At 57.5% G+C, this 18,055-nt stretch carries 18 protein-coding genes and 2 tRNA genes; 4 read left to right on the top strand and 16 right to left on the bottom strand.

Annotation, left to right across the window (positions count from 1 at the left end):
* Positions 1-28: 28 nt before the first annotated feature.
* Positions 29-1,237: a mechanosensitive ion channel family protein gene (locus NQF87_RS02590; RefSeq protein WP_266126855.1), complete on the bottom strand. Its 1,209-nt coding sequence runs from the start codon at positions 1,235-1,237 to the stop codon at positions 29-31.
* Between the two features lie 179 nt (positions 1,238-1,416).
* On the opposite strand from NQF87_RS02590, the gene NQF87_RS02595 reads away from it, so the two are divergent.
* Positions 1,417-1,491 (top strand) — tRNA-Met (locus NQF87_RS02595).
* 175 nt (positions 1,492-1,666) lie between these two features.
* Here the strand turns inward: NQF87_RS02595 and NQF87_RS02600 are convergent.
* Together NQF87_RS02600 and prmC are read right to left on the bottom strand one after the other, a co-directional pair.
* Positions 1,667-2,134, bottom strand: coding sequence for a DUF4167 domain-containing protein (locus tag NQF87_RS02600; protein ID WP_266126856.1), 468 nt, complete (start codon positions 2,132-2,134; stop codon positions 1,667-1,669).
* Between the two features lie 192 nt (positions 2,135-2,326).
* The gene (gene prmC, locus NQF87_RS02605; RefSeq protein WP_266126857.1) at positions 2,327-3,166 is read right to left on the bottom strand and encodes a peptide chain release factor N(5)-glutamine methyltransferase; all 840 of its coding nucleotides are present in this window, start codon (positions 3,164-3,166) and stop codon (positions 2,327-2,329) included.
* Between the two features lie 49 nt (positions 3,167-3,215).
* Between prmC and NQF87_RS02610 the strand changes: the two genes are divergently transcribed.
* Positions 3,216-3,704 carry a hypothetical protein gene (locus NQF87_RS02610; RefSeq protein WP_266126858.1) on the top strand — a complete coding sequence of 163 codons (489 nt, stop codon included), beginning with the start codon at positions 3,216-3,218 and terminating at the stop codon, positions 3,702-3,704.
* An 18-nt stretch (positions 3,705-3,722) separates the two neighbouring features.
* Here NQF87_RS02610 and prfA read toward each other — a convergent pair whose 3' ends face one another.
* The 6 genes from prfA to NQF87_RS02640 form a co-directional block, all read right to left on the bottom strand.
* Positions 3,723-4,796: a peptide chain release factor 1 gene (prfA, locus tag NQF87_RS02615; protein WP_266126859.1), complete on the bottom strand. Its 1,074-nt coding sequence runs from the start codon at positions 4,794-4,796 to the stop codon at positions 3,723-3,725.
* A complete protein-coding gene (hisS, locus tag NQF87_RS02620; protein WP_266126860.1) occupies positions 4,793-6,043 on the bottom strand; it encodes a histidine--tRNA ligase in 1,251 nt (416 codons plus the stop codon). The genes prfA and hisS overlap by 4 nt, the downstream gene beginning before the upstream one ends.
* Positions 6,043-7,164: a flavodoxin-dependent (E)-4-hydroxy-3-methylbut-2-enyl-diphosphate synthase gene (ispG, locus tag NQF87_RS02625; protein WP_266126861.1), complete on the bottom strand. Its 1,122-nt coding sequence runs from the start codon at positions 7,162-7,164 to the stop codon at positions 6,043-6,045. The genes hisS and ispG overlap by 1 nt, the downstream gene beginning before the upstream one ends.
* A 76-nt stretch (positions 7,165-7,240) precedes the next feature.
* The gene (locus tag NQF87_RS02630) at positions 7,241-8,425 is read right to left on the bottom strand and encodes a helix-turn-helix domain-containing protein (protein WP_266126862.1); all 1,185 of its coding nucleotides are present in this window, start codon (positions 8,423-8,425) and stop codon (positions 7,241-7,243) included.
* Between the two features lie 52 nt (positions 8,426-8,477).
* Positions 8,478-9,515 carry an NAD(P)H-dependent flavin oxidoreductase gene (locus NQF87_RS02635; protein ID WP_407651979.1) on the bottom strand — a complete coding sequence of 346 codons (1,038 nt, stop codon included), beginning with the start codon at positions 9,513-9,515 and terminating at the stop codon, positions 8,478-8,480.
* Positions 9,516-9,523: 8 nt separating this feature from the next.
* Positions 9,524-10,750, bottom strand: a complete 1,227-nt coding sequence (locus NQF87_RS02640) for an aspartate kinase (protein ID WP_266127036.1) — start codon at positions 10,748-10,750, stop codon at positions 9,524-9,526.
* A 210-nt stretch (positions 10,751-10,960) separates the two neighbouring features.
* On the opposite strand from NQF87_RS02640, the gene ubiG reads away from it, so the two are divergent.
* On the top strand, positions 10,961-11,725 hold the full coding sequence (ubiG, locus tag NQF87_RS02645) for a bifunctional 2-polyprenyl-6-hydroxyphenol methylase/3-demethylubiquinol 3-O-methyltransferase UbiG (protein WP_266126864.1): 765 nt from the start codon (positions 10,961-10,963) through the stop codon (positions 11,723-11,725).
* A 72-nt stretch (positions 11,726-11,797) separates the two neighbouring features.
* On the opposite strand, the gene NQF87_RS02650 is transcribed toward ubiG, so the two are convergent.
* The 7 genes from NQF87_RS02650 to NQF87_RS02680 all read right to left on the bottom strand — a co-directional run bounded on the left by NQF87_RS02650 (position 11,798) and on the right by NQF87_RS02680 (position 17,282).
* The gene (locus tag NQF87_RS02650; RefSeq protein WP_266126865.1) at positions 11,798-13,039 is read right to left on the bottom strand and encodes a lactonase family protein; all 1,242 of its coding nucleotides are present in this window, start codon (positions 13,037-13,039) and stop codon (positions 11,798-11,800) included.
* Between the two features lie 114 nt (positions 13,040-13,153).
* Complete coding sequence (locus NQF87_RS02655; protein WP_266126866.1) at positions 13,154-13,639, bottom strand: DUF2147 domain-containing protein; 486 nt, start codon at positions 13,637-13,639, stop codon at positions 13,154-13,156.
* The gene (gene grxC / locus NQF87_RS02660) at positions 13,617-13,877 is read right to left on the bottom strand and encodes a glutaredoxin 3 (protein WP_266126867.1); all 261 of its coding nucleotides are present in this window, start codon (positions 13,875-13,877) and stop codon (positions 13,617-13,619) included. The genes NQF87_RS02655 and grxC overlap by 23 nt, the downstream gene beginning before the upstream one ends.
* A 27-nt stretch (positions 13,878-13,904) precedes the next feature.
* Positions 13,905-14,645, bottom strand: a complete 741-nt coding sequence (locus tag NQF87_RS02665) for a ComF family protein (protein ID WP_266126868.1) — start codon at positions 14,643-14,645, stop codon at positions 13,905-13,907.
* A gap of 17 nt (positions 14,646-14,662) precedes the next feature.
* On the bottom strand, positions 14,663-16,072 hold the full coding sequence (gene pgmG, locus NQF87_RS02670) for a phosphoglucomutase/phosphomannomutase PgmG (protein WP_266126869.1): 1,410 nt from the start codon (positions 16,070-16,072) through the stop codon (positions 14,663-14,665).
* Between the two features lie 14 nt (positions 16,073-16,086).
* Positions 16,087-16,956 carry a UTP--glucose-1-phosphate uridylyltransferase GalU gene (gene galU / locus NQF87_RS02675; protein WP_266126870.1) on the bottom strand — a complete coding sequence of 290 codons (870 nt, stop codon included), beginning with the start codon at positions 16,954-16,956 and terminating at the stop codon, positions 16,087-16,089.
* A 239-nt stretch (positions 16,957-17,195) separates the two neighbouring features.
* Positions 17,196-17,282 (bottom strand) — tRNA-Leu (locus NQF87_RS02680).
* An 88-nt stretch (positions 17,283-17,370) separates the two neighbouring features.
* Here NQF87_RS02680 and lipB point away from each other — a divergent pair.
* Positions 17,371-18,054, top strand: coding sequence for a lipoyl(octanoyl) transferase LipB (lipB, locus tag NQF87_RS02685; protein ID WP_407651980.1), 684 nt, complete (start codon positions 17,371-17,373; stop codon positions 18,052-18,054).
* Position 18,055: the final 1 nt, after the last annotated feature.

Genomic DNA, 18,055 nt, shown 5'->3' on the forward strand with positions numbered 1-18,055 from the left:
GACTGCCCCAGGAGCTGTAGCACAGGAATTATTTCGCCCCTTTATCACCGGTACTGGTCGGCCCCAGATAACTCCCCGGCGGCGGACGATGAACCGGTGGGGACAGGATGGTATCAGGGTCCGTCATGTCCAGCCTCTGGCCTGTCTCAGGAGAGACAAAAGCGACACGCCGCCGTGGCAGGGCCTGCGGGAATCTTTCCCGGATACCGGCAATGGCCTTCTCACGGATGTCACAGCGCAGGTCCCAGCTCTGCATGGCATTGCGTGCACTGGCAATGACACGGACAGACATGGCCTGATCGGTACAGTCCGACACCTGGGCATCAAATACCTTGCCATCCCAGAGCGGACAGCCCCGCACGATTTCCCGCAGCATGTCCCGAATCTCATCCATCGGCGCATCATAATCCAACCAAAGAAACACGACGCCCGTAATGGCAGCCGAATTGTGAGTCCAGTTCTCGAAGCGGTTTTCCAGAAAATAGGAAATCGGCACGATATGGCGTCGCCAGTCCCAGACACGCAGCACGACATAAGTTGCCGTGATCTCCTCCACCCAGCACCAATCCCCATTAATGATGACCAGGTCTTCCATACGGATAGGCTGGGTAATGGCGATCTGCACACCGGCAATCAGATTTGTCAGCAGTCCACGAGCTGACAGACCAACAATCAGCGACGCCGCACCGGCAGAAGCGAAGAGTGAAACACCATACTGCTTGACCGAAGGAAACAGCATCAGAGCCGATGCCACCGTCACAAGGCCAATCAGGATTTCCCCCAGCCGCCGCAGAACCTTAATCTGCGTCTGATGGGCACGGGCCATGATGTCATCCGCATAATCCAGCCGGGCCAGCCGATTCAGATAGGCCTCTGACATCAGGCGGAACGTGGTGATGACCGAAAACCCCAGGATCAAGATCAGCAGGAAGACGAAAAATAGCCTAAGATTCTGCTCCTGTTCATAAGAAAACCCCGTGGCGGCCGGCAGGGCTGCCAGCAGGGCCAGCAAGGTGACCATCACCTGCATGGGCCGCCGCAGGGCACTGATCGTATTCCGGATCATGGCCCCGCTGCGTGTACCGGGAATGCGCAGAATCAGCGCACTTGCCCCGTGTCCGGCATAGAACGCCGCAAGCCCGACAATAACGAGCATGAGGACGGACACGACCGCAGCCGGCAGCCAGGACATCGCACTGCTGAATGCAAACAGGATATTGGTGAAATGCTGAGACAAAAGGGGCTGCTCCCAATGGGACGTTTAAAAATCGTCAGCGAAAAATGACAGCCTCATCACAGGAATGGAATAGAAAAGAACGAAAAAACATGAAGATAAACCTTAGCCCTATTGACTTCGCTCATCGGCTGCCATAAAAGCACATCCGTCGGAAGGTGCGGGCCTTCAGAGGACACGATGGCGGCGTAGCTCAGTGGTAGAGCAGGGGAATCATAATCCCTTGGTCGGCGGTTCAAATCCGTCCGCCGCTACCATTTTTCCTCACACTCTCCCATGATAATGTAACTGTCCTGAGTGCGCCATCCCTGGTTTCTGAGAGAATTATGGCAACGATCCTGTCGCACCTGTTTCTGGACGGGTCATCATAGAAAAACAGGCTGGAACAAAATCCCAGCCTGTCTCCACTCGGCACATCCCTGGAAAACGGTCTCAGTCCTCGTCGCCCTGGTCCGTGTCTTCCTCACGCTTTTCAACCCGCTTCCGACGCTCGGACGGACGACGAGGCTCAGCAGCAGGTGCAGGAGTCTCCTCCTCATCCTGTTCCTGACGCCCCCGCGCATCACGACGTTCCTGACGGGCCTGCTCATACGTACGCTGCCGTTCGGCACGTTCCTGCTGGGCAGCCTGGGCGGCCTGATTCATGGCGTTGAGCATACGGAAATAATGCTCGGCATGCTGAAAGTAGGCCTCTGCCTGCACACGATCACCAGTGCCTGTCGCATCACGCCCCAGCTGGAGATACTTCTCAAACAGCTGCTGGGCCGTGCCACGAATGCGCAAATCAGGCCCGTTACTCTCAAAAACATGGTTCCGGTTCAGAGGAATCTGGCCATTATTGCCACGGGATGCTCCTCCACCGCCGCCTGAACGATGATGACGGTTCCTCATACGTTTCATATTTTCAAACCCGCAATCTTGTCATAATGGCACTTCAGCAGCCAATCTGCCGTTTCTTCACATATTGTCCGAAGAAACATCACTCCCAGAGGAAATCGTGCCCAACCGGCAGCATATCACCGCACGCCGCCCATCCCCTGTATTTTCTCTGCGGCAATCTATCAGGCCTCATTCCATAAGCCAACTGCTTTCCTAAGAAAAGGCCAGAACCAGAGCACGTTCCACCCCTCCCAGGTCCTTCCGGCACTCCAGTACCTTCAGGCCTGCGGATTCAGCCAGGGCTGTTACGGCCTGCGCCTGCCCTATTCCCAGCTCCAGCACGGCACAGCCCTGCTCCGACAGCAGATGAGGCAGGCTCCTGCACAGAATCCGATAGGCTGTCAGCCCGTCATTCCCCCCATCCAGTGCCCGGTGCGGTTCATACTCCGCCACATCCGGCATCAGACGGACCATCTCGGCATGTTCGATATAAGGTGGGTTGGACAGTACGACATCAAAACGCCCCCTGATCGCCGCCGCCCAGTCTCCCGCAATGAAGGCTGCCCGTTCACTCAGGCCATTGCGACGGGCATTGCGGCGAGCCAGAGCTGCCGCTCCCGGAGCGACATCCACCCCCAGCCCCCAGGCCTGCGGATATTCCTTGAGGGCAGCCAGTAACAGACAACCCGTTCCCGTGCCCAGATCCAGTATGGACTGAACCTTCTGACGGTCGGGCCTGTGATGCAGCAGGGCCTCCAGCAGCGTCTCACTGTCTCCACGTGGAATCAGCGTTTCTGGTGATACATGCAGGTCCAGTGTCCAGAACCCTTTCTCCCCGGTAATGAACGCTACCGGCTCCCGTGCGCTGCGCCGCTGGATGGCCTGCTGGAATTTCTCCACAACATCATCCGGAATGTCGTCACGCTGCATCAGTTCGATCCGGGTACAGTTGCTGGCCCAGCAGAGCAGAAGGCGGGCTTCAGAGGCGGCATCCTCGATACCTGCCTGAAAAAACCTCTCCCCGGCCTGTTTCAAAAGAGTTATTTTACGCATAGACGCTATTCCTGAGCTGCCGCTTTCATCTTTCCGGGAAGACCAAGACATGACCATATCCCGTTTCATGCGCTCTCTGCTGATCCTGTCCGGTTTCAGCTGTCTGCTGCTACCCGTGGCGAAAAGTGAGACCGTCAGCCCCATGCCGGACGGCCCGACGGGCGGGAGCTTCACCGTCCATGATGGACGTGCTCCCAATGAGGTATCAGAATCTTCCCGCCTCTATATCAATGGTCAGCTGGCTGCAACATTCCATCTTGATCTGGCTCACGCAGATGATACCACCACCATCCCCATCCCTCTGGGAAGGGTCGATCTTCCATACACCCTCTGCGGCACCATCACTGTCATGAAGAATGGTCAGGCAGAAACTCATGCCGTAAGTGGCGAAGGTATCTTACATAATCCCGACAACCATTATTACGAGGCGGTTGGCAGTGAAGAATTCAAGGATTTCTTCCTGATGGACGAGAATGACCCTGCCGCCACCGACCATCATAACGGGTCCTCCTCCCGCTGCCTCACGTCCAACAGCTGAGAGGAACCAGTGACCGCCCTAGGGGCGGCCTATTTCCTCGGCCAGCAGGGCCATCTGCTCATGATGGGTCAGGGCATTGACGATCTCATCAAACTCTCCCCCCATGACCTGAGCAATCTTGTACAGTGTCAGATTGATCCGATGATCCGTCACACGGCCCTGCGGGAAATTATATGTCCGTATCCGTTCAGAACGGTCGCCCGTCCCGACCTGTGACTTGCGGTCCGCAGCCCGGCTTGCATGGGCTTTCTGGCGTTCTGCTTCATAAAGGCGGGCACGGAGGATCTGCATGGCCTTTGCTTTGTTGCGATGCTGGCTCTTCTCTTCCTGCATGGCAACGACGACGCCGGTCGGCAGATGCGTGATGCGGACTGCACTTTCCGTCTTGTTGACGTGCTGGCCACCCGCACCTGAAGCCCTGAAAACATCAATCCGCAGGTCTTCTTCATTCACCTGCACATCCACCTCTTCGGCTTCCGGCAGCACGGCTACCGTCACCGTGGAGGTGTGAATCCGCCCCTGGCTTTCCGTTGCCGGAACACGCTGGACACGATGCACGCCGGATTCATATTTGAACCGGGCAAACACGCCCCGCCCCGTAATGGTCGCCATACCCTCCCGGATACCGGAAAGCTCACTTTCCGTCAGGGACATGACCTCGAAACGCCAGCCATTATTCTCGGCAAAACGCCGATAGGCTTCGAACAGTTCCGCCGCAAACAGTGCTGCCTCATCCCCCCCCGCAGCGGGGCGGACTTCCAGAATGGCACTGCGCTCATCAGCATCATCACGGGGCAGAAGTGCCAGCTGCATGGCCTGTTCCAGAGCAGGCATCTCTGCCTCGACTTCTTCAAGATCAAGCTGGGCCAGCTCTTTCATTTCCGGGTCAACCAGCATGGCCTGAGCGTCCCTCTGACGCTTCTGGGCCGCCTGCCATGCCCGGATGGCCGCCACGGGCTTCTCCATGGCGGCATAATCCTGCGAGAGACGGACGAATTCCTCTCCACCCATCTCACCGGACGCCATCAATGCCTGCATTTCTTCAAAGCGGGCGATGATCTGCTCCAGCTTATGCTCGATCGCAGCACTCATGAGGTTCGGGCACGCTCCAGCGCAGAGAGGACATCCTCCACGGGCACCTCTCCCTGTTCCCGTGAGGCCAGATGACGCAGCTGCACGACATTCCGTGCCAGGTCATCATCGCCAAGGAACAGAACATGGGAGGCACCAGACTGCACGATACGGTCCATGCGCTTCTTCATGTTCCCCCGTGTCTCGATTGACACGGACAGACCCGCATCCCGCACCATACGGGACAGGGAAGCCGCCTTGAGCAGAGCTGCCTCACCCATCGGAAGAATGGCCACGTCACTGATATCGGCGGCCGGTGCTTCAATCAGGGCGGCAAGACGTTCAACACCAGCCGCCCAGCCAATGCAGGGCACGGCAGGACCGCCCATCTCTTCGACCAGACCTTCATAACGGCCACCAGCCAGCACCGTTCCCTGCGCCCCTAGCTTGTCCGTGACGAACTCGAACACGGTATGGCTGTAATAATCCAGCCCCCGGACAATCCGGGGATTTTCCACAAAGGACACACCGAAAGCCGTCAGGGCCGCTTTCAGTTCACTCCAGAACATGCGGGATTCCTCATTAAGGTAATCATCAAATGCCGGAGCATCCGCCAAAAGTACCCTGTCCTGTTCCGCCTTGCTGTCCAGAATGCGTAGCGGATTGATTTCAAGCCGTAACCGGCTGTCTTCTGACAGACGGTCCTCATGCTGGCGAAAATAAGCCACCAGAGCCTCACGCCACGCCATACGGCTGGCTTTATCCCCCAGCGTGTTCAGCTCAAGCGTCAGGTCGTCACCCAGACCAAGGGACACCAGAAAATCCCGGGCCATGGCGATGATTTCGGCATCACGGAACGCACTTTCCGCACCGATCAGTTCTGCCCCAATCTGATGGAACTGGCGGAAACGCCCCTTCTGCGGCCGCTCATACCGGAACATCGGGCCGGTATAGAAGATTTTCTGCGGCAGGGCCTGTGTCAGGGAATTGGACACCAGCGCACGGGCCACGCCAGCCGTTCCCTCCGGGCGAAGGGTCAGACTTTCTCCGCCACGGTCCTCAAACGTGTACATCTCCTTGGAGACAACGTCCGAGCTTTCTCCCAGGGAACGGGCAAAAACATGCGTGTCCTCAAAGATGGGCGTTGCCCACTGGCTGAAACCATAACGGCGGAAAATCGTCTCTCCCGTACCGATGACCTGCTGATGACGACGCATGTCCTCACCCAGCAGGTCCTTCGTTCCCCGGGGCGGCTGGAAACGGGCCATCAGTGTGCAGCCTTCTCGGCCGTTCCGGCCTCGATGGCCGCCACACGGGCTTCCACCAGCTCGACGATATGCTCGATCATGTTCTCGGCGGGCATAGTGTGATCCTGCTTGCCAGCCGCATAAACCATGTGACGGCCGGAGCCACCACCCGTCACGCCAATATCCGTCATCAGAGCCTCACCCGGACCATTGACCACACAGCCAATGATGGAAAGCGTCAGCGGCGTCTTGATGTGCTGGAGACGGTCTTCCAGCGTCTGGACCGTATCCACCACATTGAAACCCTGACGGGCACAGGACGGGCAGGAAATGATCTTCACACCACGATGACGCAGACCAAGGGACTTGAGAATGTCCCAGCCCACCAGCACTTCTTCTTCAGGAGGAGCGGAAAGGGAAACACGCATCGTATCACCCACACCAGCCCAGAGAAGGTTGCCAAGACCAAGAGCGGACTTCACCGTCCCGGCACGCTTGGAGCCTGCCTCCGTAATGCCGATATGCAGCGGATGGTCACAGCAGGCGGCCAGTTCCTTGTAAGCCGCCACAGCCATGAAGACGTCGGAAGCCTTCACGCTGATCTTGAACTCATGAAAGTCATGATCTTCAAGAATCTTCGCATGTTCCAGCGCACTCTCCACAAGAGCTTCCGGTTTCGGCTCGCCATATTTCTCCAGGAGATGACGCTCCAGAGAGCCAGCATTCACACCGATACGGATGGAACAGCCATGATCACGGGCCGCCTTGACAACCTCACGCACACGGTCGGCACTTCCGATATTGCCCGGATTGATGCGCAGGCAGGCAGCACCGGCCGCCGCAGCCTCAATGGCCCGTTTGTAATGGAAGTGAATGTCTGCCACGATCGGCGCATTGACTTCCTCGACAATGGTCTTCAGGGCCTTCGTGCTCGCCTCGTCAGGGCAGGATACACGAACGATATCCACACCGGCCATCTCGGCCTTGCGAATCTGAGCAATCGTACCTTCAATATCCGTTGTCAGCGTGTTGGTCATGGTCTGCACCGAGACCGGGGCATCACCACCAACGGCAACATTACCAACATAGATCTTCCGTGATTTACGGCGTTCAATATGCTGATAGGGACGTAAACTGCTCATCAATAACCTCTCCGGGTCCTGACTGGACTGACCCATGATAAACGTGACCGCTACGTGATCGAGCGGTCACAGAACTTCACTGGCTGCGCTTGTCTGCCGGTCCCGGCACGGGCGGTGTAATGGCCAGGGAACCATACCCGTAACGCCCCTGCTCCACAGATGCCGCATCGACCGTCGCATTGCGCACAACCCGGCCACGCAGCCCCAAGGGTGCGCTTACAACATTACCGGCCTGAAAAACAACACCCCCGGCATTGCCGCTTGTGATGCGGTATGTCTGCCCGGCAACACCCTGCCAGACCTCACCCTTCTTGAGGACACGGACAAGCTGGACTTTTCCTGAAGCATCAGTCACCTGCACCCAGCTGTCCTCACGGGCCAGAATGCTGATACTGTCCTCAGCCTTCTGATTCGCCACGGGAGCTGGAGCGGGCTGGGACACATGCGGCTCGGGGGCGGCTTTCGGCACATCAGCAGGACGGACCGGGGCCGTCACCTGAACAGGCTGCTGCGCATTCTCCACGACCGGGGCCTCAGCAGGGTGACCATCACCACCGGTCACGTCACCCGTGGAAGGTACGGCCGTAGGGGACGGTGAAACAACCTCAGGAGCGGGCTGAAGATCGGGCGTGTCCTTCTGCCCGTCATCCTGTCGGGCGGTCATGTCCTGTGTTCCGGCAGAGGAAGAAGAAGCGTTCTTCTGCGTCTCCTGCTTCTGTAAAGCTGCTTCCTGCCCCTCGGACTTTTCAGCCTGCGCCGTGTCAGACGATGACTCTTCACTGTTCCCGGCCAGATGGGACGGCAGGATGGAGGAGGCAAGCTGCCCATGAGACGAGAAATGGTACCATCCGACATAGGCACCGACAATGACGATCAGCCCGATGCCCAGCAGAACCCACAGCCCTGTTGAACGTCCTTCCTGCGGCCCCGGAAGGTCCAGCTGGACCGTCTGCCGTTTGGGCATGTAGGAAGACAGCTCCCGGTTGGCCTGCTGCATGATCTCGTCATCCTTGAAGCCCAGAAGGCGGACATAGCTCTTGACGAACCCGAGAACATAGACCTTGTCCGGCAGCCTGGAATAATCACCCTCTTCAATGGCCTGAAGAATGGCCAGACGCACCTTCAGGTGCGCCTCCACATCCCCCAGGCTCCAACCCAGCTCCTTACGCCGGGCCATCAGGCGGGCACCAAGAGTGGCAGATGGCTGACTGGCCATACTTTGCCCTGTTTTATCTTCCATCACGACACCCTTCTCACTCATATGCCCCAGACCCTCAGATCCGCATGCAGGTTATCAGCTCAGACCCCGCCAGTTATTCCGCACATTCAGACTGGATGCGCCGCTCACGCTTCTGGAGAGCTTCAACCGCCTGATCCACCAGAGTGGTGATGATTTCTTCCACCGGCCGAATTTCCTTCACCATGCCGACAGACTGCCCCGCCATCATGGAGCCATTCTCCACATCACCCTCGATAACGGCCCGCCGCAGCGCACCAGCCCAGAAATGCTCGATTTCCAGTTGGGCCGCCTCACGTTCGATCTGCCCCTTGCGGAAACGCTCGATCACGTCAGCCTGATGGGTCATGAAGTGGCGTGTCGCCGCATTGGAAAGACCACGCACCGGAATGACGGGGAAACGCTCATCCAGCTGTACGGACATCACGGCATCACGGGCATTGCCACGACGGAATGCCTCCTTGAACCGCTCATGAGCGATGCTTTCCTTGGAAGCGGCAAACATCGTGCCCAGCTGCCCACCGGCAGCTCCCTGTTCCAGATAGGACAGGACGGCATCACCACGTCCCAGCCCACCAGCCACGAAGACGGGAACTTCCGTGATGTTCGGCAGGATTTCCTGAGCCAGCACGTTCAGGGAGACCGGCCCGACATGACCACCAGCCTCGGAACCTTCAATCACCAGGGCCTCAATGCCCAGTTTCACCAGCCGCCGGCCCAGAGCAAGGGCGGGTGCGAACCCCATCACCCGTGCACCACCATCACGCACCCGGCGGATCGTGCCGCCAGTCGGCACGCCGCCAGCCAGCACGACATGCGTCACGTCATGGGCCAGACACACATCCACCAGCGCATCCAGCTTGGGATGCATGGTGATGAGATTGACACCGAACGGCTTGTCCGTCAGGGCCTGCGTGGCAACGATTTCTTCTTCAAGACGTTCCGGTTCCATCGCACCACAGGCGATCACGCCAAAACCACCCGCATTGGAGATGGCCGAAACCAGATTGCGTTCACTCACCCAGGACATCGCTCCACCAAGGATGGCGTAACGGCTGCCCAGAAAATCACAGCCCGGTTTCCAGAGCTGATCAAGTATCTTACGTGCGTTCATTGTTCCACTCATGCCTGCGCCCCTTCAGATGCATCCAGCCCATAAGCCGTGTGCAGGGCACGCATGGCCAGTTCCATATATTCTGCATCAATCAAAACGGAAATCTTGATTTCACTGGTGGAAATCACCTGGATGTTGATTCCCTTCTCCGCCAGTGTCCGGAACATGGTCGTCGCCACGCCCGTGTTGGACCGCATCCCGACACCCACCACACTGATCTTGGCAACATTATGGGAGGTGTCCAGGTCACCATAGCCAATCTCGGAGCGCATTCCCTCCAGAATCTGACGTGCCCGGCCCTCATCACCCTTGCTCACGGTGAAGGTCATGTTCGTGCTGCGGTCAACGCCAATACTCTGGACAATCATGTCCACATTCAAGCCCGCAGCGGACAGAGGCTCGAATATTCTTGCAGCAATGCCCGGCTCATCAGGGACCTGCCGGATGGTGATCTTCGCATCATCCATGGAGTATGCAATTCCGGTCACCAGCTTCTTTTCCACACTCTCGTCCTCATCCACTACGATGGTCCCGCTGCTGTCATCTGTCTCCACGAAGGAAGAAAGGACACGTACATGCACCTTCTCCCTCATGGCCAGCCCCACGCTGCGGGTCTGGAGAACCTTGGCACCAACAGATGCCAGCTCCAGCATTTCTTCATATGTAATACGCTCGAGGCGACGGGCCTGCTTCACAATGCGGGGATCGGTCGTATAGATGCCATCCACATCCGTATAGATGTCGCACTGGTCAGCCCTGATGGCCGCAGCCAGAGCCACGGCGGAGGTATCCGACCCTCCCCGGCCCAGCGTAGCGATGCGCCCATGTGCATCCACCCCCTGGAAACCGGCGATCACGGGCACCACGCCCCGTTCCATGCACTCACGCAGGGCCTGCCCATCGACGCCTTCAATGACGGCACAGCCATGTGATTCATCCGTACGCAGAGGAATCTGCCACCCCTGAAACGAACGGGCCGGCACACCCAGGGCACCCAGGGCAATGGCCAGCAGACCACTCGTCACCTGCTCACCGGACGCCACGACAGCATCATACTCGGCAGGATCGGCCTGCTCATCCAGATTCCGGCAATAATCCACCATCTGGTTCGTGACGCCGGACATGGCGGACACGACCACGGCCACACGCTGTCCCCTCGCCCGCTCCTTGCGGACCTTCTCTGCCACGATGCGGATACGGTCCAGGTCCTTGACGGAGGTTCCGCCAAACTTCATCACAACCGTACGGGAAACCGCCCGATCTGAAGAAACATCAGCAACAGACCGTGCTGTATCATCCGAGCGATCGAACATGGGCATCTGGGAGAAAGCTCCAACAACTAGGCTAGCGTTACATAAATATCCGTCCCACATAACTCTCCTGCCCTTTCACGTCTAGCCGCAACATGGCAGAAAAGCACCACAAAAGCCGGGAGAAGTGTCAGAATGTCCGTTTCATCACCATCACCATCCAGCATGCCGGATGAGCCAGTATCCTCCGTCGTGAATGACGAGATCAGCCAGTTCGGAAATCTTGCCAGAAACTGGTGGGACCCGAAGGGACCTATGGCCCCCCTCCATGCCATGAACCCCCTCAGGACGTCATGGATCGTCAGGCATCTTCCCACTTCACTCTTCCAGAAGGACACTCCACCAACCCTGCTGGATATTGGCTGTGGGGCAGGACTGGCCAGCGAACGCTTCGCCACGCTCGGTTTCAGCACACTGGGGGTAGATGCCAGTGAAAACGGCATACAGGCCGCCAAGGCCCACATGACCCGGCATCCCCTTCCCCTTCATGCCGCTCCCCTTGGTTATCTGTGCGGCACGGCCGAAGCCCTCCTTGAAGAAGGACGGCAGTTCGACGTGGTCTCCGCACTGGAAGTGATCGAACATGTGCGGGACCCTCAGACATTCATGTCCCTGCTGGCAGGGCTGGCAAAACCGGGTGGGCATGTCGCCGTCTCTACCATGGACCGCAGCCTGCGCTCCTTCCTGATGGCCAAGCTGGGCGCAGAATATGTGCTGCGCCTTCTCCCGGTCGGTACGCATGACTGGAAAAAATTCATCCGCCCGACGGAGCTGGACAGCATGGCCCGACAGGCCGGCCTGCGCCTGCTGGACCTGAAAGGTCTTTCCTACCGCCCGCCACGCTGGCAGGAGAGCCACGATACCAGCATCAATTACATCGCCATCTTTCAGAAGGACTGACGGACATAAAGAAAAGGCGTCCCAGGACCGGGACGCCTTTCCCTCATTTCATGGAAGACAGTCTCAACCCGATCAGCTGTCAGCCACCATGAAGGCAAATGTCGTCGGGCTGCCCACGGCCGTGAAGTGGTTCGTAAAGACGGGCTTGCCTGTCTCACGATCCACACGGAACGCAGTGACGGAATCAGACCGCTGGTTGGCACAGAACAGGAAGCTTCCTGTCGGATCGAACATCATGGCACGGCCATAATCGGCATGCATCCAGACTTCGTCCTCCAGAGTCAGGGTTCCGTCAATTCCGACAGAGAAGACAGCCAGAGAGTCACCCAGACGGTTGGAAACGTACACAAACCGTCCGCTCTCGGCGATCAGGATTTCAGCAGCCAGCGTGGAGCCACGGAAATGTGACGTCACGGTACTGACGGACTGAATCTGTGTGATCTCTCCAGTCTGCGGGTCAAACTTGGACACCACAACCTTGGAGTTCTGCTCACAGAGATTGTACAGCACACGCCCCGTATGATCGAAAACGAAATGCCGTGGGGCAGAACCGGGTTCCATCTCATAGAACGGTTTCTTTGCCGGAATCAGCTTGCCCGTCTTCAGGTCCAGTTTCCAGACATAAACACGGTCCAGCCCGGCATCATCCACCAGAACGAACGTCCCGCTCGGATCAGTGGCCACCATGTGCGGATGCGCACCGGAATGATCAGAAATGGCGAAGTTGCCTTCCGGATTGTCCGCAGCACGCTCAGGCTGTTTCGGACCGGAATTATGGACAACATCCGTAGCCTTGCCGAGTGATCCATCCTTGCGGATCGGCAGGACGGCAACACTGCCCCCCACATAATTGGCAACCAGCAAATATTTGCCTGAAGGATGTACGCTCAGATGGGCCGGAACGGCTCCACCAGAACTGACAGTGTTGATCTTGGCCAGAGTCCCGTTGCGGGTATCAACGGAGAAGGCCGTTACAGAGCCACTGCCAGCCTTGTCATAATCATTAATCTCACTGAGAGCGTAGAGGAACTTGCGGTTGCGGCTCAGCGTGATGAAGGAAGGGCTGGGAATGTCCATGAAGGTGGCAACCGGTGTCAGAAAGCCGGTATCACGATCCATCTCAAAAACGGCAATTCCCTTGCCATTGCCTGCGCCACCGGGGGGAGCATGTTCCGTATAGCCACCAACAAAACACAGAACACGCGGCAGCGGCTCATTCTGTGCTCGGGCAGACCTCAGAGGTGACAGGGCCGTAGCTGCGCCCAGACCGGCAAGTCCTAGCGCAAACTGACGCCGGGAAAGACTCTGTGACATAATGTATTACTCTCCTTCAACTTTACCCGGTACGGGAAAAACAAAGTGACATTAGCAAAGAAAGCCGTTTCCCGTAAGAGTGACTCACCCTTACAAATGAAAGAATAAAAAACACTAGTCACTTTTCTTCATGCGACACTGGACACCTATGGCAGGATTGACAACACGTTTCCATGTCTGTGTTTCACCAAATATGGCCAGACCAATATAGCCCCGCAGCTTCAAAGTATTGGCATCAGCCAGCCACATGGAGGCCTGATAGGTCCGTCCGCTCCTTGGGTCCAGAATCGTCCCATGCCAACGGCCATTCTTGCGCCGCTTCATGTCACTAATGATTTCCAGTCCGCATTCCGACCGCCCCCAGATATCCTTCTCCGGTTCGGCGTCCGTATAATCCATGCCAACCAGCCGACCACAGAGACGGCTGGAATCTGAAGGACAGGGCGCAATGCCGAAAATGCCATCCTTCTCTTCCACGAGCCATGTGCCTTCAGGGCCAGGGGCAGCAACCGACGCCTGAGCCTGCGGCGTCACCAGCAGCCCCCCGAACCCCATCATGATGGCAGCAAAGAGGCCCTTACCTGCGGCCGAGAAGGTCATCAAGCTGCCCGTTCTTCTCCAGCTGCACAAGTTCACTGCATCCTCCCACGGATTTGCCATCAATGAAAATCTGCGGCACGGTCGTGCCCCCACCTGAACGCTCCCTGGCCGTTTCCCGCTCCACCGAACCACGCGGCGCATGAATCTCCTCAAAAGGCACGTCCTTGGACTGGAGCAGAGTAATGGCCCGCACACAATAAGGGCACCCCGGCTGTGTATAGATTTCAACTTTCGACATGCATTGTTCCTTTCTGAAGGCCGGATGTCAGGACAATGTCACCCGGGCTGCCACAAGAATATCCACCGAAACGCATCCATTCTCAAGCAATGCTTTTGCACAGGCCTCAGCCGTCGCCCCTGTTGTCAGGATATCATCAACCAGAATGACAGGACGTCCCCGCAACATCTCACGATACCTGTCCTGAACCACGATGGCCCCGGCCATCTGCCTCCGCCGTCCCTGCCGGGACAGGCCTGCAAGAGAGGTCGTCCTGAACCCTCGCCGCAGCGCATCCGGATAACAGACAAGATGTTTCCTGCGGGACAGGACCTTTGCCATCAGGGCAGCCTGATTATAGCCCCGTCCCCATAACCGCCAGCGATGAACGGGAACAGGCACCAGAACAGCATCCGGCTTCAGAAGGTCATCCCCTGCCTGCGCCATGAAACGGGCCAGAGCCGAAGCCTGTTCGGTCCGTCCTCCATATTTCAGCCCCATAATGAGCCGGCGGACAGGCCCCCCGTATAGAAACGCCGCACGCCCCCTGTGCCACGGCGGTGGCCGCCTTTCACAGTCCGAGCAGAGCGCACCCCGCTCGGCCATTTCCTCCTGCGTTATGGGCAGGGCACAGGCATCGCAGAAAGGGAAATGGACAAAATGGAATCCCGCAAAACAGGGACCACAGACATGCCCTCCATCCGGGGCAATTTCATCACCACAGCAGATACAGCTGGGCGGAATGAGCCAGTCCAGCACATTCCGCCCGATCTTTTTCCACCACTTCATCCCTGCGGGATGAAAAATCAGTGCCCTGCGGCCGCTGCTTCAAAATCAGGAGCCTGAAGGCCGGAAGCCTCCAGCTGATCCACGAACGCCTTCTTCAGACGGGCCAGACCTTCATGAGACTGCGCCTCAATCCGCCCGACCAGAACGGCCTGCGTGTTGGACGCACGAAGCAGCCACCAACCATCAGCCGTGTTCACACGCACACCATCGACGGAGGAAACATCAGCTCCCTCCTGCTTCAGACGCTCGGCCACTTCCCTGATGACATCGAACTTACGAGTATCCTCACAGGGGAAACGCAGTTCCGGCGTATTGACCATCCTGGGAAGGGCTTCACGCATCTCGGCCAGAGTTCCCGGCAGACGGGCCACGATCCCCAGAATGCGGATGGCCCCATAAAGCGCATCATCAAAACCGTACCACTTGTCAGCAAAGAAGATATGCCCTGACATCTCACCTGCAAGCGGAGATGACGTTTCAGCCATCTTGCTCTTGATGAGAGAATGTCCGGTCCGCCACATCAGGGGCTTGCCACCAGCTTTATCCACCTCATCGAACAGCACCTGACTGGCCTTGACGTCAGCAATGATGGTTGCCCCCGGATGCTTTTTCAGCACGTCACGGGCCAGCAGGACAAGAATCTGGTCACCCCAGAGAATCTCACCCTTGCCATCCACGATGCCAACACGGTCAGCGTCACCGTCAAAAGCGACACCAATATCCGCCTTCTTTTCCCTCACTGCCCTGATCAGGTCCTGGAGATTGCCTTCAACAGTCGGGTCCGGATGATGATTGGGGAACCTACCGTCAATCTCGGGATACAGCACCGTATGCTCGCCCGGCAGTTTCTTCACCAGACGGGTCAACACGTCTCCAGCGGCGGAGTTTCCATTATCCCACACTACCTTGAGCGGCCTCTCGCCATCATAGTCCTGAAGCAGACGCTCAATATAGACCTCTGAAGGATCGAGTGTCTCAACCTTCCCCTCTGCTCTGGGCACGACATCGCCTGTTTCTGCCAGACGGCCGATCTCACGGATCTGCTCACCAAAGAAAGGCTTGCCCTTCAGCATCATCTTGAAGCCATTATGATCGGGCGGATTATGACTGCCCGTCACCATGATGGCCCCGTCAGATTTGCCCGTCACGGCCGCATAATAGAGCATGGGTGTCGGCCCACGTCCGACACGACGCACCGTCACGCCAGAATCCACAGCACCACGAACCAGTGCCGCTTCCAGCTCAGAAGAGGACAAACGGCCATCATAACCGACCGTCACCACGCTACCGCCATCACGTCGGATCATGCTCGCAAAGACACGGCCCAGCGCATAAGCATCCTCAGGGTGAAGTGTCTTCCCCACAATACCCCGGATATCGTACTCACGCAGGCTAGTCGGCTCGAAGTGATGCTTGAATCCTGTCATGATGCTTCTCCCTCTCAGACGTATTTCTTCAGGAAAGCATGTACATCATCGGCTAGGTCATCACGCTCCAGAGCCATGGCAACCTGTGCCTCAAGGAAGCCCAGCTTGCTTCCACAGTCAAACCGTGTGCCCTCATAGCGCAGACCATGGAAAGGCACCTTGCCGATCATCTCAGCCATGGCGTCCGTCAGCTGGACCTCACCACCCACGCCAGTCTTCAGGGCGGAAAGCGGCTTGAGAACATCAGCCGTCAGCACGTACCGACCGATGATGGCCAGATTGGACGGAGCATCCTCCGGGGCAGGCTTCTCGACAAGCCCCTTGACCTCGACCCTGCGCCCATCATCCTCACCAACTTCCAGAACGCCATAACGGTCAGTCCATTCATGTGGGACCTCATCCACAGCAACGACATTTCCCCCCGTCTGATGATAGACATCAGCGAGCTGGGCCACACAACTGCGCCCACCCTTGACGATGTCATCCGGAAGAAGAATGGCAAAAGGATCATCACCAATGAAATTGCGGGCACACCAGATGGCATGACCAAGCCCCAGGGGATTCTGCTGGCGAACAGCAACAAGAGACCCTGCCTCCACACTGCTGCTCTCCAGAGCCTTGATGGCGGACGTCTTCTTGCGTTCTTTCAGTGTACTCTCGAGTTCATAAGCGATATCAAAATAGTCAATCAGATTGTCTTTGCCACGGGCCGTAACCAGACAGAATTCTTCAATACCCGCAGCACGGGCCTCATCAATCGCATACTGAATCAACGGCTTGTCCACCACCGGCAGCATTTCTTTCGGCATAGCCTTCGTTGCTGGCAGGAAGCGTGTCCCCAGACCGGCAACAGGCAAAACAGCTTTCTTCAATGGCTTGATCATCTCAACTCTCTCTAAGGTCATACCCTGCCCAGTATTGACGGCAGAGTTCTTTCTTCAATTCAGATGTGCCAGTGGGATACAACCTGGCCACCTCATTAAGCAGACCCTTATATAAATGAAGATGTAATACAAATTCCACCCCGAGATAGGGCGGAGACCTAGTAACAGTCACATTTTTTCGTGAAATTAACGTAACATGACCACTGCCATGTCAGAACCATACGTCGCTACAGGAAGTATGGTGCGGCCGAGAAGACTCGAACTTCCACGGGGTTATCCCCCACAAGCACCTCAAGCTTGCGCGTCTACCATTCCGCCACGGCCGCTCCGTGACAAAAGCGGTCTGACTTCCTCACTTCTGAGGCGTGACCGCTCCGGCGAAATGGCCTATAGCCCATCAAAACAGAGAGGGCAATGGTCATGACACAGTTTTATGAAGAAATTATCTGGCAGGAAGACGGGACGCCCTGCCCCTACCCTGATGCTCTCGAATTCATGCGCCAACAGGTGGAGGCCATCCATCTTCAGCAGGCCCCCCAGCGCATCTGGCTGACAGAACATCCCCCCCTCTACACGGCCGGTACATCCGCAAAACCGGAAGACCTCATCAATCCTCACAACTACCCGACCTTCGAAGCCGGAAGAGGCGGGCAATGGACCTATCACGGTCCCGGCCAGCGTATTGCCTATGTCATGCTGGACCTTACCCGACCACATGGTCCCCTGCCTGCACGGGACGTACGGGCCTTCGTCCAGATGCTGGAACGCTGGCTCATCATGAGCCTCCAGTCACTGAATGTGGATGCCTTCACCCGGGAAGGCCGGATTGGCGTATGGTGCCTTGATGCCCGGAACGGACTGGAAACCAAGATCGCCGCTCTGGGCATCCGTGTCACACGCTGGGTCAGCTGGCACGGAATCTCGCTGAACGTATCCCCCGCCCTCAGTGACTTTGAAGGAATCATCCCCTGCGGCATCCGTAACTATGGCGTGACCAGCCTGCACCGTTTCAACCCGTCACTCACCATGTCTGATGCCGACGCTGCCCTGCTGAAAAACTGGACAGCCCTTTTCGGCCCAGTGACCCGCCAGTCCTGAA

The sequence above is a fragment of the Bombella dulcis genome (genome assembly GCF_026385505.1).
GTDB lineage: Bacteria > Pseudomonadota > Alphaproteobacteria > Acetobacterales > Acetobacteraceae > Bombella > Bombella dulcis.